The 20,458-nt window shown below is 36.6% G+C and carries 16 protein-coding genes; 8 read left to right on the top strand and 8 right to left on the bottom strand.

Annotated features, from left to right (window positions below; all coding sequences use genetic code 11):
* The first annotated feature begins 4 nt into the window (after positions 1–4).
* Positions 5–1,894, top strand: a complete 1,890-nt coding sequence (locus IC610_RS19065; protein ID WP_191738322.1) for a T9SS type A sorting domain-containing protein — start codon at positions 5–7, stop codon at positions 1,892–1,894.
* Positions 1,895–3,065: 1,171 nt separating this feature from the next.
* Here IC610_RS19065 and IC610_RS19060 read toward each other — a convergent pair.
* Both IC610_RS19060 and IC610_RS19055 read right to left on the bottom strand, forming a co-directional pair.
* Positions 3,066–4,439, bottom strand: coding sequence for a HAMP domain-containing sensor histidine kinase (locus IC610_RS19060; RefSeq protein WP_191738320.1), 1,374 nt, complete (start codon positions 4,437–4,439; stop codon positions 3,066–3,068).
* Positions 4,436–5,125 carry a response regulator transcription factor gene (locus IC610_RS19055; RefSeq protein ID WP_191738318.1) on the bottom strand — a complete coding sequence of 230 codons (690 nt, stop codon included), beginning with the start codon at positions 5,123–5,125 and terminating at the stop codon, positions 4,436–4,438. Before IC610_RS19055 ends, IC610_RS19060 begins: the two co-directional genes overlap by 4 nt.
* 244 nt (positions 5,126–5,369) lie before the next feature.
* On the opposite strand from IC610_RS19055, the gene IC610_RS19050 reads away from it, so the two are divergent.
* The 3 genes from IC610_RS19050 to IC610_RS19040 are packed head-to-tail and all read left to right on the top strand — an operon-like array spanning position 5,370 to position 7,635.
* Entirely contained in the window at positions 5,370–6,698 is a 1,329-nt protein-coding gene (locus tag IC610_RS19050; RefSeq protein ID WP_191738316.1) for a hypothetical protein, read from the top strand.
* 11 nt (positions 6,699–6,709) lie between these two features.
* Positions 6,710–7,129: a Dabb family protein gene (locus IC610_RS19045; RefSeq protein ID WP_191738314.1), complete on the top strand. Its 420-nt coding sequence runs from the start codon at positions 6,710–6,712 to the stop codon at positions 7,127–7,129.
* Positions 7,130–7,146: 17 nt separating this feature from the next.
* The gene (locus IC610_RS19040; RefSeq protein WP_228462968.1) at positions 7,147–7,635 is read left to right on the top strand and encodes a cupin domain-containing protein; all 489 of its coding nucleotides are present in this window, start codon (positions 7,147–7,149) and stop codon (positions 7,633–7,635) included.
* A 395-nt stretch (positions 7,636–8,030) separates the two neighbouring features.
* Here IC610_RS19040 and IC610_RS19035 read toward each other — a convergent pair whose 3' ends face one another.
* Positions 8,031–9,011, bottom strand: coding sequence for a manganese catalase family protein (locus IC610_RS19035; RefSeq protein WP_191738312.1), 981 nt, complete (start codon positions 9,009–9,011; stop codon positions 8,031–8,033).
* A gap of 416 nt (positions 9,012–9,427) precedes the next feature.
* On the opposite strand from IC610_RS19035, the gene IC610_RS19030 reads away from it, so the two are divergent.
* Entirely contained in the window at positions 9,428–10,201 is a 774-nt protein-coding gene (locus IC610_RS19030) for a succinate dehydrogenase/fumarate reductase iron-sulfur subunit (protein ID WP_194698943.1), read from the top strand.
* 139 nt (positions 10,202–10,340) lie between these two features.
* Here the strand turns inward: IC610_RS19030 and IC610_RS19025 are convergent, their stop codons facing one another.
* On the bottom strand, positions 10,341–10,598 hold the full coding sequence (locus IC610_RS19025) for a hypothetical protein (RefSeq protein ID WP_191738310.1): 258 nt from the start codon (positions 10,596–10,598) through the stop codon (positions 10,341–10,343).
* A gap of 132 nt (positions 10,599–10,730) precedes the next feature.
* Positions 10,731–13,415, bottom strand: a complete 2,685-nt coding sequence (locus IC610_RS19020) for a PAS domain-containing protein (RefSeq protein WP_191738308.1) — start codon at positions 13,413–13,415, stop codon at positions 10,731–10,733.
* Between the two features lie 124 nt (positions 13,416–13,539).
* Here IC610_RS19020 and IC610_RS19015 point away from each other — a divergent pair, with 124 nt between their 5' ends.
* Complete coding sequence (locus tag IC610_RS19015) at positions 13,540–13,992, top strand: ferritin-like domain-containing protein (protein WP_191738306.1); 453 nt, start codon at positions 13,540–13,542, stop codon at positions 13,990–13,992.
* A gap of 372 nt (positions 13,993–14,364) precedes the next feature.
* Here the strand turns inward: IC610_RS19015 and IC610_RS19010 are convergent, their stop codons facing one another.
* Positions 14,365–15,708: a WD40/YVTN/BNR-like repeat-containing protein gene (locus tag IC610_RS19010; RefSeq protein WP_191738304.1), complete on the bottom strand. Its 1,344-nt coding sequence runs from the start codon at positions 15,706–15,708 to the stop codon at positions 14,365–14,367.
* Positions 15,709–16,191: 483 nt separating this feature from the next.
* On the opposite strand from IC610_RS19010, the gene IC610_RS19005 reads away from it, so the two are divergent.
* Positions 16,192–17,592: a DUF3945 domain-containing protein gene (locus tag IC610_RS19005; RefSeq protein WP_191738302.1), complete on the top strand. Its 1,401-nt coding sequence runs from the start codon at positions 16,192–16,194 to the stop codon at positions 17,590–17,592.
* Positions 17,593–17,717: 125 nt separating this feature from the next.
* Positions 17,718–17,894, top strand: coding sequence for a histone H1 (locus IC610_RS19000; protein ID WP_191738300.1), 177 nt, complete (start codon positions 17,718–17,720; stop codon positions 17,892–17,894).
* Between the two features lie 100 nt (positions 17,895–17,994).
* Here IC610_RS19000 and IC610_RS18995 read toward each other — a convergent pair whose 3' ends face one another.
* On the bottom strand, positions 17,995–18,402 hold the full coding sequence (locus IC610_RS18995; RefSeq protein ID WP_191738298.1) for a hypothetical protein: 408 nt from the start codon (positions 18,400–18,402) through the stop codon (positions 17,995–17,997).
* 114 nt (positions 18,403–18,516) lie between these two features.
* Positions 18,517–20,454: an AAA domain-containing protein gene (locus IC610_RS18990; RefSeq protein ID WP_191738295.1), complete on the bottom strand. Its 1,938-nt coding sequence runs from the start codon at positions 20,452–20,454 to the stop codon at positions 18,517–18,519.
* Positions 20,455–20,458: the final 4 nt, after the last annotated feature.

Genomic DNA, 20,458 nt, shown 5'->3' with positions numbered 1-20,458 from the left:
TACCATGAGAAAATTTTTTTTACTGTTTATCCTTTTATTTTCTATTCAATTATTTTTATCGCAAAACTATCAGTGGCAATGGGCTAAGTCCGGCGGAGGTGTTTATGGTTCCTATGGAGCAGGTTTTACTTATAAAGATGATGAACTCGTTTTAGATATTGCGGTAGATAATAATAATAACACATATTATCTAGTAGCGTTATATAGTGGTTCTCCTCAACTGGATGGACAACCTGTAGCGCACTATGGAAGTATTGGAAATAATGGTGCAAGACGTGATCTTATGCTTTTCTCGACAGATTGCATGGGCAATATCCGCTGGAAACGTACTATAGGAGGAGCTACATATGAAGATTCAAGGAATTTTGTTTTAGATAATAATGGAGGTTTGTATCTCGCTATTTCAACAGGAAACTTATCAGGAAACGGGGCTGCTACGAATGTGCCACCACGTTTTGGCGATAATGATATTTTACCTGTCATTACAGATAATGCTGTATTTTCTGATGCTATGAAAACAGCTTATCTTTTAAAGTACAATACTTCGGATGGTAATTTGGTTTGGAGACAAACTCTTCAAGGAGAAGTTATACTTGATCCTTCGTACCCTGGTGTACCAATCAATAACACAAATTCAACCCTTGGCGCAACATTGATTGATTCTCAAAATATCATTCATTTCATTGTAGGACTTCGATTGGGAACACATTTGAATAATACCGTCACGGTTCCTTCCAACTACAATGTATTAACTGGACTCTATAAATATTATGTTGTAAAATATGATACCAGCGGAAACATGGTAGGTTCTCCTTTGCTGCTTCCTATGGAGGGTGTTACGATTAATACATCTGACAGGGTTAATTTTATATATGATGAGCTCAACAACAGATATTATTTAGGAGGCTTTCACATTGGTGATTTATCATATAATAATATTCCTTTAAAAAAAGGAGGTTTTTTATTGGCCATTAATGCTACCACAGCTGCAGAATTATGGAGGAGGGAAGAGCATTTCACATTATCTGCACCTACTGCTATGCAAATCTGGGCTGTAAAAAAAGACCCTGTAGGTTCTGATCTTTTTTTAGTGGGAAATTATGTTAGGATTAATAATGAGTCTACAGGATTCGGCGATTATACATTTCCGCCCCAATCTATTGATGGAAACAATGGCTTTATAATGAGGTTAAGCACAACAAATACTTCAAGTTCAGTTCTCTGGGCGAAAAGAGCTACAGGTATGAATCCGGTTTATCCCAGTATCTTTGATATTTCGCTAAAAAGTCTGGCTTTTAACGGAAATGAAGTAATCTTTGCTAAAAGCGATGTTTACAGCATTTGGGACGGTTTTACATTATCCAGACCCGTAAATCATTTAACTGATCCAGTCGTAATGAGGCTTAGCAAAAGTACAGGAAATGTTTTAGGCTTTTATGACGTAATGGGATCCGCAGGTGCAAATGATACATTTTCAGCTGTAGCAGTAGATAACGATGGTAATATTATGCTGGGAGGCCATATCGAAGGCCAGCTTTTTACCCTCCCAAATGACGGTGTGCCGACAATTGTAAGATCTGGATCATCTAAAGGAGATTTCTTTATCGCAAAATTGGCAACTTCTGCCACTTGTTCACTATCCGTTGAGGAAGAAACAGCAGAAGAAGCTGATCTGCAGTTTTATCCCAATCCAGTTCACGAATTCCTAACAATTAAAAGTAAAAATAAACTTGAAAGCTATGAAGTGTATTCTTCTGTGGGGCAAACTGTTTTAAGAGGAAGCCTCGGGAATACCAGTGCACAAATTAATATGAGTGCTTTGACAGCTGGTGTTTATTATGTAAAAGTGAAAACGGAAAAGGCTGTGGTGACGGAGAAGTTCTTAAAAAAATAACTTTATCTGAATAACATTTCTGAACCGCAAAGATTTTGTCTTTGCGGTTTTTTAATTTAAATTAATGATGATGGCTATAACATGTAAATTGTACCTACTGGTTTTTTTGGATGTGCGATATGTAACAAGTTTACATTTAAAACTGCTTAATCAACGATTTTTTTTGATTCTTTTTTTAGACGTTATATCCATTCCATTTTTTTTACTCAAACTTTGGTCCCAGAAAGATTTTCCATTGGCTATATAGGCATTAGATTACTGTCTGATAAACCGTCACGTCCATATTTAGGCTTTGTGAATTTTGCATTCCACCAATCGGAAAAATTGTCCTGGAGTGCCAGCTGATTATATAAGTGATATCATAGTATTAACGAATATCAGTATATAAAATGCAGTGGAGTATGCTAGTCGTCCTAATGATAGCACTGTAATAGTTAAAACTGAATAAATATAAAAAAGCAAGACCTTCTAAAATGATTTAGGAAGATCTTACCAATAAGTATTTGTATATGCGCAGAAATACTAACAAGTTAATTGCCATCCTTGGTCTTACAGAGTGATTTACAATAAAATTCTCTTTAAATATCTTCATGGTGAGATATAATTATGACATATAAACTATATTACAAGAAAAAAATGACGTTAAATCTGCTGCTTTGTGCTCGTAATTCTACGAAGCCAATAATTCATCCATTAGTTGAAACAGGCAAGGAGTTAAACATTGAAGAATCTTTTGAGTACGGCTCCTACTATCAAAGCCTTTTAGACAGAAACACATTTTGAAAGTGGTGATCTCGAACCAGGTATCTAAAAGGTTATCAGGATTGAAATAAGTGATTCTACAGATTTTTCAAACGTAAAATTACAACTTACATAGATTATATAGCACTCGTACGAGTGCTTTTTTTATTCAATTAATTGATCAATAAAAGGATCTTACTGCCTGATGGGGAAAGGTAATATATTTAAAGTTTAATATGATTTGAGTATGAACATGCTCACTGAAATTTTGAAGTTTGGTAAGCGACTTTTATTAAAGTGCAATTATTATAATCATAAACGATGTTTAGTAATTTAAGTACTGCTATATCAAAACTAATTTAATATAGACTAGTGAACAACCAACTTAAGAAGTCAAGCAATGAATCCAAAACGTGAAAGTATATCTAGCTTACGAATTAAAGGACAGCTGTACCTTAAAGACAGTTCCATTCCCGGGTACAGATTCTAACTGAATTTTTCCATGATGAATCTCAATAATCCTTTTAACAATAGATAAACCGATACCGTTTCCTGAGTTGTAATTTTTATTATTTCCGCGATAAAATAAATCAAAAATATTCTGCTGATCTTCCTCAGAAATTCCGATTCCTTTATCAATAAATCTAATTTCGATATTTTTATTGTGAATTTCAATTTCAACATTACACTGTTGATCCTGAGAATATTTGCAGGCATTTTCCATTAAATTAAGAAAGGCTATTTGCAGCAGATAAGGGTTTCCATGAAAATCGTAATTACTCTCGTCCTGATCCGCTGCATGATCCATATAATGAATTCCTACCTTGTATTCTGAATTCTTCTGCAACAAATTCACTTTTGCATCTGCCAGGACTTCATCTAATCTCAGCTCTGTAAAACTGATTTGTGAAATATCATAACTTGCCCTTGCAAAATCTAAAAGCGCAGAAGACAGCTTTGAGGCTTGATGAGCATCCTGAAGAGCATTATCAACAGAAATTTTATATTCGTCCAAAGTTGTATTGAGATCTTTCGCCAGTTCAAGTTCTGAAATCAATGTGGAAAGAGGCGTTCTAAATTCATGCGAAATGGTTGTGACAAACTGTCTGTGATTGTTAAATGATTTTTCCAGGCGGTTGAAGGTCGAATTAAAAGTCTCAGTAAGCTCATAAATCTCATCCTTCGCCTTAGGTATTACAAGTCTTTTATGCAGATTATGTTCAGAAATATCACGAATCTGAACAATAATATCTTTTAAAGGTTTCAAAGTATAATATGAAAACATAAAACCGATAATAAAAATGATGATGATCGAAATAAAATAAATCACGATGATATCTTTTTTAAATTCAGCAATATGAGCCATCCCCGTCACATCTACTGCACTTCCGATGACATAATAGTTAATACCATCAGACTCATATTTCATCGCCATATATTGCCGCTCTTTTCTTACCCATGTAATTTTATCCTTACCGCTTTTGATAAATCGGTCTAAGTTTTTCTGATTTTGTGAAGACGGTGGAATATCTGTGAAAAGCAGTTTTTTTTGCTCATTATAAACACTGATATCGGCTTCATTAAGGATTTTTTTGTTTCTTAAATGAAGCTCTTTAATTTTTGCACTGTCAATTTTAGCGTCAAAGATAAATTCAGATCTCCAGGTAATTTTATAGCCTAAACGGTCGTTAAATTCGTCTTCCCGGTTTTTTTCAGAAACATAATACAGCACATAAGCAAAAACAAAAAGAATTCCAGCAGTTAGAATGGCGTAACTGAGGGCAGTTCTTGTAGCTATTTTCATGAGAGTTTTGTAAAGATAAACCCTACACCGGGTTTAGTATGAATCAGTTTTTCATCAAAATTTTTATCGATTTTCTTTCGGAGATAAGCAATGTAAACATCAATATAATTGGTGCCTGTATCAAAGTGATTTCCCCAGACATTTTCCGCAATTTCATCACGGCTTAAGATTCGTTCGGCATTGCTCATCAGGAAAAACAGCAGTTTAAATTCTTTCGGAGTCAAATCAATTTCCTGCCCGTTTCTGAAAACACGGTTTGTATTTTTATTAATAGTCAAATCCCGATATTCTACAATACTGGATTCTTCTTTCTTTGATTGAACAACAGGTTTTCTGAGCAAAATCGCTTTAACTCTGGCGTACAGTTCTCTGATCTCAAAAGGTTTTACCATGTAATCATCTGCTCCGGCATCAAAACCTTCGATTTTTTCATCAATCGTTCCCAATGCTGTCAACATGATAATAGGAAGTTCAGGATGTTTTTGCTTAACCAGTTTGCTCAGTTCAATACCGTTCATGTGCGGAAGCATAATATCCGTAATAATCAGATCAAAGGTGATTGTTTCTACTATTACCAAAGCATCTTCCGCATCTTCAGAGATATAAATTTCGTAACCCTGACTTTCCAATCCTCTTTTCATAAGACTGGAAACACGGAGATTATCTTCTATGATTAAAATTTTCATGCAGAGAAATATTTAGAAATTAAAGCAAAATCTTATAGTCATAAAGACAATTCAGTGTATTTAAATTTAACTGTTCTTCTAAGCCTCTACAAAGGTATTGTATATTTTGATTTTAAGATTAATGATTCATTTTTTTAATAAATTTCTAAAGATTTTCTAATAGTTTTCTAACGATGTTCCCCGTTTTCCGAAACTAATTTTGTCCCGTTGAAATCAACCAACAGAATAGTTTAGAATCAATATTATGAACAGAAAATATTTTAAAGTCGCAGTCATTTTAGTTTCTGCAATCAATGTTTTTTCCAAAGTAGAAGCTCAGAAAAAGAACGATTTTAATAATCCCTCACTTACTCATTATCTGAATGATGAGCACACAAGATCAATTTCCTTAAGCGGTTACGCTGAATTATGGGCAAGATATACCCAGCTGAATCCCGGAAGTCTAATTAACAATGAAGCGAAGTCAGATGTTTCAGATTTGTCTTTGCGAAGAGTTCGTGTTAAAATGACCTACAAACCGACTGAAAAACTGATGTTTGTGTTACAAGGCGGAACAACCAATGTTAATGTCAATGCGAAAGGCAGCAATTATTTCGATTTGTTGGATGCTTACGCAGAATTTTCATTGAATGATAAAATACAGTTTGGTGCTGGACGATCAACATGGAGAGGTTTGTCTAGATTCACCACGGGGCCTTTAAATACTTTACTGTATGATCTACCTTCGTACGCAACATCGAATGCGGGTGCAACTGACTACACAGTGAGAGAACTGGGAGCATATATCAAGGGACAGTTAGGAAAATTTGATTACCGTTTGGTCGTTGCAGATCCTTACACGATGTCTACGTCTGATCCAAAGGTCAATGTAGCCTCTTTCAGCAAAAATTCTCCAAATAAAGACTTCTCAGGATATTTCAGATATGCGTTTTTAGATACAGAAAATATTTCGACCCCTTTTAACTCAGGAACCTACGTTGGAAAGAAGAATATACTGAGTGTGGGAGCTGGTTTCGATTACATTCATGATGCAATGTGGCACCAGGATATCAATAAGAATACTGTCAATGACGACATGAAAAGTTTTGCAATCGACTTATTTTATGACGCTCCACTGAATAAAGAAAAAGGAACTTCGGTGAGTGCTTACGGAATGGCAATGCATAACGATTACGGACCTAATTACATTCGTTATGTCGGAACCAATAATCCTGCAACTTCAGTGGATGTTACCCAGACAAGTTTAAATGGTGCCGGAAATGCAATGCCAGTGATCGGAACCGGAAATACTTATTATATTCAGTTGGGCGGAACACTTCCGTATCTCAACAATGATAAGAAAAATCTACAGCTTCAGCCCGCCGTCGGAATGCAGTTGTCTGATTTGAAAGGCCTTCACGACAACGCGGTTATCTACGATGCCGGAATTTCTCTGCTGATGAACGGAATGTCTTCCCGATTAACCTTTGATGCTCAAAACAGACCGGTTTTTACAGGAGATCCCAGCACCAGTGCAGTGGTATCTGACAGACAATGGCAGTTTGTATTAAAATACAGAATCGATTTTAATTAAATAATAAGATAATGGAAAGAAGAAAATTTTTATTCCGGTCAGTGCAGGCTTCGGCTTTGCTGCTGGTTTCGGGAAACATGTTCGCATCAGTTTTACCAATGCTTAATCCTAAAAAAAATAAAAAAGTGTACGCTCACAATTTATTCTTCTGGCTCAGAAAGGATCTTTCTGCAACAGAAATCAAAGACTTTGAAAATTTCTTTGAAGGTCTTAAAAAACTCCCTTACCAAAAAAATCTGCGATACGGAAAACCCGCAGGAACAAGCCCGCGAAACGTTTTAGACAGCACGTATTCTTATAACGCTGCTATGGAATTTGACAGTCTTGAAGAACTGGAAGCCTACGGACAACTTCCCGAGCATTTGGCTTTGGTTAAAAAATACAAACCCTTTTTCGAAAAAATGTTGGTGTATGACACCGTTTACAATTAATAAAGATTATATTTAAAATGAAAAATTTTATCAAAGGAATTTGCCTCGTTTTGGCATTAAGCTCATTCGTTATGAAAGCACAGGACAAAGAAAACAAAAACCTCAGCATCAAAGTCAATAAAGAGGAATCGAAAGAATATATTCCCGCAGTTAGACTGCTGAATAATCCTGACGGTTCATGTACTTTTGAAAGAGGAAGGATACCTACATTGAAACATCTGAACACCACAACATTCTGGATGAGCAATAAAACAGAGGAATGGGAAAAGAATGCACATCCAGCTCCCAGAAGACAATATGTAATCACTTTGAAAGGAAACATAAGATTTAAAGTGACAGACGGTTCTACTTTTATTATCAAACCAGGAACGATACTTTTAGCGGAAGACCTGAAAGGAAAAGGTCACAGCTGGAATATGATCAGAAGCAAATCGTGGGAAAGACTGTACATTCCACTTGCAGAAAACGCAGATGATTATTTTGTGTCTGATAAAGACCATGATTAATAATCGATTTCAATGAACTGTAATCAATCGCATATATTCAGAGTAACATTGAAGCTTACTCCTGATTCTACGATAAAAAGAGATTTACCAACCAGTGAATCTCTTTTTTTTGCATGAATCTGATATCATCAATTCTTTAAAAATGAACGTTGATTTGCAACAACGATGTTCAAAAAAATGCTAACCGACATAGAGGAAGTAATAATTAACTTAAAACAGAAATGAAGCTAACCTGCTAAAACCACTGACTTTGCAGGTTGTTTTGATTACGCTTTAAAAATAGATTGATGGCAACAACAGGGCGAAAAAATACCCACAAAATATTTAATTTGTGAGTACTTTTTAACAATATTAAATTTCAGAAGGTTGAAACCAATTCTAAATTTTAATCATCGCTATTTCTTTTTACCGGCCTTTGTTTCAGCAGATTTACTGTTCCCTTTTATGGCAACATTCTTTTTAATTTTTCCTCCGGATTCTTTAAATTCAGTGAAGGCATCAGCTAATGCCTGCATCTCTTCATCAAGACCCGGTGCAAATTCTTCAGGACGTTCAGGTGCCTGAGGGATTGGATAAGATTCCCGAGGTTCTTTTAATGTCGTAAGTTCCGTTCCATCATTGAATGGAGAAGGGCCGCTGAAAATCTGCTCCATTAAAGATCCATCCATACGGAATGTATACTGTTCTCTGTGCAGACCTAAATCCAGTAATCTTTTTACCTCTGGAAACTGAGAAGAATCAAATTTAGGTACCGGAAGCACTTTGCCCCAATCAACTCCAAGTGTTTCCAGAGCTTTGGCAAAAGCCGCTTGGTGAGCTTCATCACGAACAATAAGAAAAGCAACAGTAGCACGCAAGGTTTTATTGCTGCTCATCTGATAGATCCTGCATTTCTGAATTCTTCCTGTCGCCTCTACAACCAGATTGTCCATTAAGTCCAGAACCAGATTTCCATGATTGTGCACGTAACTTCCACTCCAGGGATTTCCGGCAGCATCTACAGGTAATGCGGCCTGAGCACCTACAATATAATGGTGAGGATTCTGTTGTTCCTTTGCCATCTCAAGAGCAATTCCACCTCCTTTACTGGGAGCTTCATATTTATCTCCCTGATACCTTGACGAACCATCTAATAATTGTGAGATCGTTTTGGTAATAAGTTCTACATGCGAAATTTCCTCAATTCCTACTCCCTGAATCAAATCCATGTAAGGAGTAGCCTTTCCACGGAAATTGAAACTCTGAAAGAGAAACTGCATCATTGTACGCATTTCGCCAAATTGGCCTCCTAATCCTTCTTGCAGGGCATTAGCCGCAGATGGATCCGGTTCATCAGAAACAATTGGACTGATTAGATTTTGTGAGTGATAAAACATAATTAAATTTTTTGGATGTAGTCTTCAGTCATCTAAGACCGTGCCATTAACCCTTAATTATCAGGACTTTAACTTATTGATTATTACCCATTTTGCAATCTAAATCATAAGTTTTTCTGATAAAAAAGTGTATGGAAAATTTAATTATTTTTATTCGTTTTGTACGCGTTCTGGTGTTACTAAAATGAATGCAAAATTTACTTAGTGAACAAAACATTTTTAAGATTGGGGATTTTAAGTTGAGTAACTTCGAGCGCAATTATATTTCAGTTTTCAATGCCGTTTTTTACAATACCTAATTTCATAATTTCTTTTTGAGTTCATGTGCTCACATATGATTATCCTCATATATAGGCGTCTTCTGGAGTTGTAGCTTTATAAAAAACTTTATAAGTATAACCAATTACAACTTTACTATGATAAATACTAAACAGAATTTGACTTTAAAACTAAAAATTTGGAGACAGAAGAATAGCCATTCTAAAGGACAGTTTGAGATTTACAAATTATCCGACGTTTCAACAGATTCTTCTTTTCTTGAAATGCTCGACATGCTGAACGCAAATTTGATTGATCAAAATCAAGAACCCATTGCCTTCGACCACGATTGTCGGGAAGGTATTTGCGGAATGTGTTCGCTTTATATCAATGGTAGAACTCATGGGCCTGATACCGGTGTGGCAACATGCCAGCTTCACATGAGGATGTTTCACGACGGGCAGACAATTGTGATAGAACCGTTTCGAAGTACAGCCTTTCCTGTTATTAAGGATTTGATCGTTGACCGTAGCTCATTTGATAGAATTATGGCCGCGGGAGGTTTTATTTCAGTTAATACTTCCGGAAATACTTTGGATGCTAACTCTATTCTGGTTGATAAGGAAGATGCAGATAAAGCAATGGATGCTGCAGCATGTATCAGTTGCGGTGCTTGTGTTGCCTGTTGTCCCAACGGAGCTGCTATGCTTTTTATTGGTGCTAAAGTTTCTCACCTTGCATTGCTGCCGCAGGGAAGAGTAGAGGCTAAACGCAGAGTGTTGAATATGGTTAAAGCGATGGATGATGAAGGATTTGGAAATTGTTCTGTAATTGGTGCATGCGAAGTGGAATGCCCAAAGCATATTTCACTTGACAATATAGCAAGATTGAATCGTGAATATATGTCAGCATGGCTGGATAAACAAAGTTAGTTACCTATAGAACAACAACCTCCGATAATTTTTTGTACATAATTACTATTAAATACTAACTGTATTGTGATATTCCGATAAATAAAATGCCCTAAAAAGTATCAAACTTTTTGGGGCAGTTAATTGAGTGTCTTTACCGTTATATAAGCTGTAATATAATATCTGTGAAATTATCATCATCGACATCATCATGTTTTTTAACATCAATTACCCGGTATATACCTTTTTCAAGGTCACCATAGATAAATGATTTTTGTGTGTCTTTGTCAAGTTGGCTGTAATAATATGTTCCGTACTCAAATGTGTCGCCAATCTGTAAATTTGTGCCTGCCTCAACTATGTGATGAATGGCTGGTGTTCTCGAATCCCGAGGACACAGTAGTAAATTTAACTTCATTTTTTTTTCACCAAATATAATTTTTTTTCACAATTTACTTTTATGATTTTATAGCAATTTTCCAGATAATTTAGAAAATTGGTAACCTATGGAGGTTTTTATGAGGATTATTACAACAGGTAATTTCGTGATTTATGATAACGGTACTTCGAAGTAAAAAGTTGAACCTTTACCAAATTCACTTTCTACCCAGATTTTACCATCGTGAGCTTCGATAATTTCAGCGCTGAGATATAGACCAATACCAAATCCACCGATAATACTTTCCTGCTCAACTCTATAAAATCTTTCAAAAAGTTTATTAAGATTTTCAGTTTTAATGCCCATCCCCTCGTCTTTAACACTTACTCTTAAGCGATGACCATATTGCGCAAAAGAAATAGTAATTGTGGTTCCGGTCGCAGAATATTTTACTGCATTACCAACCAGATTATTGAGAACCTGTATCAGCTTAAGCCTGTCTGCATCTACTGTCACTGAATGATTTGCAGAAAAAATAACAGTATGGGACGAGTACTGGAATTTGTAGTCTGTCTTAATCTCTTCTACAAGTTCAGAAAGATCAAATTCAGCTTTATCAATATGTAATTTGCCTGACTCGAGTCTTGAAACATTCAGGAAGCCATTGATCATATCAGTCATATTCCTGACCTGTTTAAGGCTCTGAATGTATGCTTTTTTCAAAAACTGATCCTCAGTATTTTCTGCTTTCCGCAACAGCATCTGCAGGTATACGTTGATAGATGTAAGGGGAGTTTTAAGTTCATGTGAAACCATGCTTATAAAATCATTTTTACGCTGTTCTTCTTCTTTCAGTGACTGAATGTCTGTGGTGGAACCAACCCACATGGTAATATTGCCATCCTCATCAAGTACAGGGGATGCAATATTCAGATGCCAGATGTACTTTCCTTCAGTATTCTTAAAACGGAGTTCTGAAACATGTGGTCTGCATTCAGATGCTGCTTCTGCCAATCCTTTCCGGAAATTCTGAATTTCATCAGGATGCATCATTTCATGATATCCGAAATCCCGTAAGTCTTCAAAATTCATCCCCGCAAACTCAAGCCAGGTTCTGTTGAAAAAAGTCACTTCTCCGGAAGGTAATGCATTGGATATCTTTACAGGTACCAGGTCTGCCAGCATTTTAAAATATTTCGCACTTGATTCAACTGCCTTACGTGCATTTACCTGTTCTGTGACATCTGTAGCCACTACCAGAATATCGGCAATATTCCCATCAGTATCCGATATGGGCTGGTAGACAACATTAAAAAAGATTTCCTTGAGTTCACCGTCATGTTTCAGCATTGCACTGATTCCGTTGGCGTAAAATGGTTTTCCGGTAGAATATACATCGTCCAGAAAACCTAAAAATGGCTGATCCTGAATTTCAGGAAGGGCATCGGCCAGCCTGCTGCCTACGATAGCATCCGTCTTTCCCCAGACCTCAAGTATTTTCCTATTCGCTGATTCTACTATAAACTCTTTACCGCGAAGAAGACCTATGGCGACCGGAGCTTTTTCAAATACGTATTTAAATCTTGATTCACTTTTCGAAAGTTGATTCAACAGAACCGACAGCTGATCATTGGCAATTGAAAGTTGATCTGCATATTGTTCCAGCTGTCTTTGGGCAAGTACTCTGTCTGTAATTTCAAAGGACATCACCAATACACCATCACGCTTTCCGTCCAATCCTGTTAAAGGCTGATAAGTATAGTCAACAAAAGTTTCTCTTATTGTTCCGTCGGGTTCAGTAAACAAAACAGGACTTTCTTTGACGTCTATAATCTCACCGGTTTGCATCACTCTTCTCAGCTGACCTGCAAAGGGCTGATCAGCCAGGTCCGGTAAAATTTCCAGAAAGGGCTTACCAACCACTTCGTCCCTTGTTTTTTTCCAGTAGGATAAATTGGCGTCGTTGATCATTTCTACGATAAGATTATCATAGCGTATTATCACAACAGAAGCAGGGAGCATGTTGATGATCAGATTCAGATTATTGCTTGTCCTCTCCAAATTAACCTTATTGTCTATTTCATGGGTCACTTCAGAGGTGAAAAGTAAAACACCGTCAACTGAACCTTCATGATTGGTTCTGGGAATAAGGCGGTAGTTAAAATAGCGGTCTTCAGGTTCACCGGTGTCAGTATTTAAAAGCGGAACTAAGTCATCAGTAAAATTTAATGACACTCCTTCTGTATACACCCTTCTGATTGATTTTTCCAGCTCTGAACCCAGAAATTCAGGTAGAGCTTCCAAAAAAGGTTTGCCTGTCAGTTCTCTCCCTGATACCAGATTTTGGTAGGTTGGATTCACAAGTTCAAATACAAAATTTTCACCTGATAAAATTGCCGTGCCCGATGGAATTTCACTCAGCAGATTGGCAATAGGTTCACTTTGTGATAGCGTAAGTTCTGGACCTGACGTTACAGTATTTTCCTCAGTACTTTCATTCATCCATACAGCTACGTGCGTAACGGTGTCATTATTCATATTGATCGGAGCATAAAGCGGCGAAATTACCAGTTCATCTTTTTTACTGTTGCGATTGGAAATCAGACTAAGCTCTTTTCCGTTAAAAGAATTCTTCTCCCTTACAACTTTTGAAATGACCATTTTATCTGCCTCAAATTCACGGTTGAGCACTTTCAGGATCTGCTGCTCAGAATGTGCTTCTGCTGCAGCGATGTATAGCTGACTAAATTTTTTATTATAGATTTCAATCAGACCTGATTCCACATTCAAAATGCAGACGCCCAAAGGCGAATGATCGATGATTTTATTAACGAGCTGTTTATCTGTAAATGTCATTTGATTCTTGTTGATACGAAGATATGTTAATCTTTCATAATTAAGAAAAATTACCATTTGTATTAATACCACATGGTATGGTGATTGCAAATACAGTTGTACACTAATCAAAATAATTTTTATTATGGAAAACACTAACACAGTGTCAACACTAAACGATTTACTGAACATTACAAATGACAGAATCAAAGGATTCGACAAAGTGGAGGATAAGGTATGGGATACCTATTCATCTTTAAGAAGTGACTACGACCAGATGGTGAGCGAGTCTCAGACCATGAAGTCTGATCTGATTTCTTTAATCAGAGAGAAAGGAGGGGAGCCGGATGATACTTCAACTACAGCGGGAGCTCTTCACAGAACATGGATTGACATTAAGAATTCTTTCGGAGGTGACAACGCAGAATCTACTCTTGAAAATGTTGCGTTTGGAGAAAAAGCCGCAATAGAAGCTTACGAAAGTGCACTGAATGACGGAACTCTTTGCCCACAAAGCACATCAGTAGTTTCAGAGCAACTTTCAAAGCTGAGATCATCATACAGTAAATTTACGAATCTTGAAAAAAGCGTAGATTAATCAATCAACGCTCAAATTTAACACACGTAAATTTAATTACTATAATTAACTCCTGAGAGCACTGTTCTCAGGAGTTTCTTTGTTCTTACCTAAAGTTTATGCCCCGTCCAGGGCGCTAGCTTTGCATAACTGATGAATAATACTTGATCTTCTAAGGATTAATCAGGTTTCAGTTGCTTTAATTTCTCATTCATAAGCTTTATATTTTGTAAACCTAACTTTCGAAAATATTGTAAGTACTCTCATTTCAGTGCAGACTTATTTTAGTGAAAAATCACACACTTTATGTTTTCAAACTTTCATTTTTGCACGATATTAAAAGGATTATCCATCACTTTTGTAATTATCTGAAGAACTACGTTTGTGTAAGATCTAATCTCTGATAATTTTTTCCGAAGAATAGGTTCCATCCTGAAACTTAATTTTGAGAAAATAGATTCCTGAAGCTAATGGAGATGTATCAATATTTTTCTCTTTGCTTTGAATCAGTAATCTACCTGTTAAATCGTAAATAGAGGCTGTTATAATTTCTTTTTTTGATTTAATATAGATTTCACCCTTGGTAGGATTAGGGTACACGCCTTCGTTTTCCGTTTTTGATTCCTGTGTCTTAAGGAAATTTGATAAATCCAGTTTATACATTATACTTTTCGTAGTAGTCATATTAATGCCACCGGAATAGCAGATTCCGCCATTGGAACACCTTACGTTCTTATGGTAGATATTACTGTCAAGTGTTGTGAAGGTATTTCCATTATCTGTACTGATCCAAGATCCGTGGGTGCTTGTTATGCTGCCACCCTGACCAGTTGCCAGCAGTACATTTGTTCCCGGAACATAGGCGATATCTCCAATCCAGGACAGCGGAATACCGGTTGATGTAATTTCTGTCCAGTTCAGACCGCCGTCAGTAGTGCGTAAGAATTTCTTTGCAACCCCTGTTGATGGGTTTTGCTCAACAACAATTCCTTTATTAATATCGCTCCATGCAGTCAGGTTCCATTGTGAGCCTCCAAAATAATGAGGAATATATGACCAGGTAAGACCCTGATCCGTGGTTTTTAGAATTCTGTATCCTGAAACTGTACTTTCCCAAATATATGCTGCGTCACCCTGAGTGTATTTATTAATCACAAGTGCACCCGGAGTATTAGGCACGTCCGTTGCAAGTGTCCAGTTCTGACCACCGTCATTTGTTCGGTACAGTTTATATCTTCTTTCCGGTTGCCATCCTGTAGCATTCGTAGAAATTGCAAAGCCGGTATTTGCATTGAAAAAATGAACCATCTTACCACCAAGGTTGCCATCTATTGTTAATTTTTTTTGCCAGGTAGTTCCTCCATCGTTGGTTTTCCAAACGTCTGCGTAAGCGTAATTGTTGACGGGCAAGCTGTAATAAACCATTACGGAAGCATTCAAAGCATCTATGCCTGAAAGATGGATAATAGTATAAAAATTGTTAGATGCATAATTTGTATAATATGAAGTTATATCGCTAAACTGTCCATGGACCCAGCTTGCGTTACCGTTAATCGTTTTTGCAAACTTCCCGGGATTATTATTGGTGTAAATCCACACATTATTATCAGATACAATACTAAGGTCAGCAACGTCGTCGTAATTGCCAGGGAATACCTGATTTTGGATCTCCCAGGTCTGACAGGAAAAGAAATTTACGGCGAATAAAAGAAAAAAAAGAGTAAAATTATTTTTCATAGTGTAAGGATTTAAAGCTTAATTGATTATTTGTGATCTGGTTAGATCTATAAATATAGTAATTATTACTACATGCGGAGAATTATTTTAAAAATATTAAAACATTTTTTTATAAACAGATGGTAATTGAGGTTCCCTCCATTAACCAGTTACTTATTACTCATCTTAACTTCGTCAAAGAATAAAAAGCTCATAAAAACATCAGCAGCAGTTTTTCACGAAAAACAAACTGTACATCTTGTAGAAACCAGTAATAATCGAAGAATCCAAATTTATTCCATGCTTAAAGTGCTATTATCCTGCCTTCATCTATACCTTATCTTTGTACCAAAGTATATTCAGGATGATTCCATCTTATATAGTGAGCTACCAAGTGATCTGCAGACATGCTGAGCCAACTAAAGTCATTCAGTCCAACAAGAAACTCAGTACCAAAATTAGCGCTTAGTATTGCCTATTAAAAACTCAGGCAACATGCGCAGTATGAAAGAAAATAATCACCCAAAATATAAACAACTTGACAAGCAACAACAGGATACGCAGGCTGATCCGCAATCCCATCCAGATCTAAAAGCATCCGATACATTACTGGTTCTCCACAACCGAAGTAAGCTGGTTGGAATCGTACAGGACATCAATCCTGACGGTACGGTACAGCAGACATCCACTTACCAAAATACCTCAGATCAAATCCTGAAAATAGAACAAAACGAGAATGCCTTTACTCAGTTCTACATCAACTTCTATCACCAGCTAAAAAATCCGCAGGAATACTCCTTTTTCAAAGTCACCGAATATGAAGCCCCACAGACTGCATCAGATTTACAACAGTACATCATTGACTCCGGAGACGAAAATCTACAGGTACTGAAAGAATATGAAGTGTCCATAGATTCAGTAGAAGCCCATTACAGTAATTACCTAAACAATCAAAGAAATCAAAACAGTCACAACAGTCCAAGCAATCAAAACAACCGGCAAAGTCTTTCCAATGAAAACCCATCTGGATTCCATTTCAGATCACAGCGTTACCTCTATGATCCTGACCAGATCGACTGGGATGTCATTTCCAAAACAGGGCTGAGCAGAGAAAAGCTTGAAAACATGAAAGCACTGGAACCATTACTCAAAGGCTATAAAACTCCCATGCTGCTTCCCATCAAAATTAGTAATGATACAACAGTCCTGACAACAGATGCCAGAATTGCATTAAGAGTCGGAAATGCAGGACATCTGGAAATCCGGTTCTTTCCCGTTAAACCGGAACCAGACTACACCCAGCCTTTTCAGGGGCATACCTTCACCAAAGAAGACCAGATTAATTTACAGGAGACAGGTAATATGGGTAGAGTAGTGGATCTCATCCATCCCATTACGAAAGAAATTCAACCTTCCCTTATCAGCAGAGACCGTCTGACCAATGACCTCATTCCATTAAACACACAATACATCAGAATCCCCCTCACCATCAAAGGCGTAACCCTCGACGAAAATCAAAAAAATACACTAAAAGAAGGCAGACCCCTCTATATAGAAAATATGATTTCAAGAAGAGGCACCTTGTTCAATGCCACCGTACAGTTCAATGCAGACCGGCAATATGTGGAGTTCCTGTTCAGCAAAAACATAAGAGCCCTCCAAAGCAGAACCGTAAAAGGCCAGAATCTCACTCATCAGGAATCAGGAATTCCAATCACATTCCGAGACAAAAGACTCTTCTCATGGCAAATCGAAAAACTCAAAAAAGGAGAGCCTGCCTACATCAATGGTCTGTCAGACAAAAATGGAAAGAAATACCAGGGCTACATCACATTTGACAGGAATATAGGAAAGTTTCAATTTTCTTTCAGAAATCCGGTAAAAGAACAAGCGGGGAATAAATAAACCGGTCAACAAATCCAAAGGCCGTAAAATGTAAACTTTCAAAACCTGTGTGAAAGACCATATCTAACTAAAAAAAAATAATATATTTGCCATCCAATTAAATTTTAAATTTATACAATCCAGTTATGAAAGACCTTATCGAAAAAATCAATGCTGAATTTGAAACATTTTCAACTGAAGCTAATCAGCAATCTGAAAAAGGAAATAAAGCCGCAGGAACAAGAGCCCGAAAATCAGCTTTAGAACTAAGCAAACTTTTTAAGGATTTCCGAAAAGTTTCTATTGAGGATTCAAAAAAATAACACTCTCCTAAACAAAATATCCATCAAAATATGATGGGTATTTTTTTATATTTCAGAATTATCTGCATTCGTAAATTTTGATCATTTTTATATATTTGCATCACCTTCTTCTCGGCGCACTCCTGGTATGCGGTCTTACATAAGTTCCATCTTTTCTGGTGTATCCTTTTACGTGCACGGAGCCGCCAGAACTGGAACGTGGCGTGTAAGTACCAGTCGTTTTTGTTGTTGATTGAGGTGAGCTACTGGATAGATAAGCGCTGTAGGTTGTATAGCTTGGATTATATGCCCATCCTAAATAACTGTCCCATTTAATTCTTTTGTAATTTTTCTTATTGGCTTTCGTAGAAATGAAAACTTGAGTGTCTTTTGGTACCGTTGTCACAATACTTTCATTATTACTGCTTCCGTATATTGGAGTGTCTTCGGATAATAAAACAGTATAGTAATTTGTTGTGCAAGAAATGAACGACAAAAAGATCGTTACGAAGAATAGTGTTTTTTTCATGGTTACTTTTGATTTTAAGTTTGTTAGGAATTTGATCTCATTGAGAATACTTACAAATCTAAATCATTAACATCATAATAAAATACGAAAATCCGTAATTTGATGAAAATATTTTCAAACCATTTTCAGCGCACTGATCAACTTCTCCTTTTCTCCACTACCAGTAGTCGAAAATCTCAATAAAGGCAATTTATACTTCTCAAGAATCTGATTCTTCATCGCATCCCTTTCTCCATGTCGGCTTTCCGTTTTATGATATTCATAACCATCAACCTCTATGGCTAAAACAGGATTTTTACCAAGCCTGTTATAAATAAGAAAATCAAGATGAGTAGCGTGATGTTGCGCATAGCGTTTTTCTTCATCAGAAAGCTTATCATAATCGGTAAAAAGACTTCTAAAAGGGAAATGGATCATAACATCATATTTCGAGAACTCTTGCTCAGACAGAACTTGTTTGATTAAAAGAAGCATCAGATTTTCACTGTCAAAAACCGATGTGTTCTTTTGTTTGGAAAGGAGGAGCCTTCTTTGTTCTTCATAGCCTTTGTACAGGTAATCAAATACGGAGTAAATTTCGCTATGCACGACAGTAAAGTTATTGTATTCGATATATCGGATAAGATCTGAAATGTTATTATCCTTCTGCGTTTCATTTCCGTTGACCAATAGAATCAGCTGATCTTTGGCTCTTGAAACTGCAACATTCAGACGGTTTGCATTATCTGTAAAATCAGATATTTCGTTGTCTACAGTAGAAAGGATAATCACATCATTTTCCCTGCCCTGAAACTTGTCTACCGTGTCTGCTTTAATATCAGTGTTTTCAAACACAGACTGCAAGGCAGTGGTTTGATTACGATAGGGAGTTACAATTCCTAAATTTGCATTTTCCAGCATTTGTTGCGGAATAATTTCCTGCGTGATCACATCAATCTGGCGTTGGTTCTCTCTTTCACGGGCATGACTTCCGGCAACTGTTCTGTAAACCAGAAGAGGTTCCCTTTCTTCGTTATTTTCTGAAAGAATAATCAGTTGGTCATTATAGAATTTCCTGTTGCAGAAATCGATGATTCTGGGATGACAACGATAATGTTCACGCAGCAGTGTTTTGGGAATTTCCGGAAATAGCTCCGATAATGATGAAAGTAAGCTTTGAGTGGAGTAGCGGTAAGATTCAGGAATTTGATATTCAGCAAACAGTTGATCTGTTTTAATAACCATTTCTTTTTCTACAACATTGGGAAGCTGTTTCAAATCTCCTACAACGACTGCTCTTTTCGCACAGGACAAAGACAAAACACCGGATGCTAAGTTCACCTGTGAAGATTCATCCACAATAACGAAATCATACATGATCTCTTTTGAAAGACTTCTCGTCAAAGAATACGTCGTACTCAGGATAACCGGATAGTCGATAATAAATTGCTGTGATTTTAAACGGAAGTCAGATTCTGAATAGACAAGGCGTTGAATTCCCTGATATTTTTTATACAGAAAGTTTTTAAAAAGTAACATGGAAACCCGGGTGTATTCTTTCATTTTTTCAGTGAAAGAGAAATCGTGCAAAGCTTTTTCGATGCTGCTTTTTCTAGATTCAAGTTCTGTAATCTTTACCTGATAGTATTTTTCCTGTACAATCTGAATCATTTCATGATAGGTCAGTTCATAGAAATATTTGTCTTTTATCCTGTATTTTAAAGGAAAAATCAATTGATGCCACCATTTTAATTTCTTGTTGGCATTTTCATAGTCTTCCAATTTTATCCATAAAGAAAGCAGCTGATGAGAATTGGTATTTTTTCTGAAGCGTGCTTCTAAAAATGTTGCCGTGCTGTTTGTGAAATGTTCATACTCTGTTTTCAATGCATCAATTTCTAATCTCAGGTGTGCGAGTTCGTTTTCTTCCAATTTCTCGGAGAGTTCAGCGAAAAGTAGCGAGTTGGACTCACTTAAAATTAATCTTTTTTCATCGGTTAACTGATACTCTGATAAGTCCGGGAGTTCAGCTTGATTTTCTATAAACGCTTTTTTATTTTGTAAACTTCCCAACTGA

Source organism: Chryseobacterium caseinilyticum, assembly GCF_014837145.1.
In the GTDB taxonomy this organism is placed as follows: domain Bacteria; phylum Bacteroidota; class Bacteroidia; order Flavobacteriales; family Weeksellaceae; genus Chryseobacterium; species Chryseobacterium caseinilyticum.
This window is presented reverse-complemented; position numbering and strand designations above follow the sequence as displayed.

What these genes read in the sequence shown, in the direction of transcription:
- IC610_RS19015 (WP_191738306.1), top strand. Translation starts at nt 13,540, where the DNA reads ATGGAAAACACTAACACAGTGTCAACACTAAACGATTTACTGAACATT.
- IC610_RS19050 (WP_191738316.1), top strand. Translation starts at nt 5,370, where the DNA reads ATGAACAGAAAATATTTTAAAGTCGCAGTCATTTTAGTTTCTGCAATC.
- IC610_RS19035 (WP_191738312.1), bottom strand. Translation starts at nt 9,011, where the DNA reads ATGTTTTATCACTCACAAAATCTAATCAGTCCAATTGTTTCTGATGAA.
- IC610_RS19055 (WP_191738318.1), bottom strand. Translation starts at nt 5,125, where the DNA reads ATGAAAATTTTAATCATAGAAGATAATCTCCGTGTTTCCAGTCTTATG.
- IC610_RS19045 (WP_191738314.1), top strand. Translation starts at nt 6,710, where the DNA reads ATGGAAAGAAGAAAATTTTTATTCCGGTCAGTGCAGGCTTCGGCTTTG.
- IC610_RS19065 (WP_191738322.1), top strand. Translation starts at nt 5, where the DNA reads ATGAGAAAATTTTTTTTACTGTTTATCCTTTTATTTTCTATTCAATTA.
- IC610_RS19030 (WP_194698943.1), top strand. Translation starts at nt 9,428, where the DNA reads ATGATAAATACTAAACAGAATTTGACTTTAAAACTAAAAATTTGGAGA.
- IC610_RS19025 (WP_191738310.1), bottom strand. Translation starts at nt 10,598, where the DNA reads ATGAAGTTAAATTTACTACTGTGTCCTCGGGATTCGAGAACACCAGCC.
- IC610_RS19010 (WP_191738304.1), bottom strand. Translation starts at nt 15,708, where the DNA reads ATGAAAAATAATTTTACTCTTTTTTTTCTTTTATTCGCCGTAAATTTC.
- IC610_RS19005 (WP_191738302.1), top strand. Translation starts at nt 16,192, where the DNA reads ATGAAAGAAAATAATCACCCAAAATATAAACAACTTGACAAGCAACAA.
- IC610_RS19060 (WP_191738320.1), bottom strand. Translation starts at nt 4,439, where the DNA reads ATGAAAATAGCTACAAGAACTGCCCTCAGTTACGCCATTCTAACTGCT.
- IC610_RS19040 (WP_228462968.1), top strand. Translation starts at nt 7,147, where the DNA reads ATGAAAAATTTTATCAAAGGAATTTGCCTCGTTTTGGCATTAAGCTCA.
- IC610_RS19000 (WP_191738300.1), top strand. Translation starts at nt 17,718, where the DNA reads ATGAAAGACCTTATCGAAAAAATCAATGCTGAATTTGAAACATTTTCA.
- IC610_RS19020 (WP_191738308.1), bottom strand. Translation starts at nt 13,415, where the DNA reads ATGACATTTACAGATAAACAGCTCGTTAATAAAATCATCGATCATTCG.
- IC610_RS18995 (WP_191738298.1), bottom strand. Translation starts at nt 18,402, where the DNA reads ATGAAAAAAACACTATTCTTCGTAACGATCTTTTTGTCGTTCATTTCT.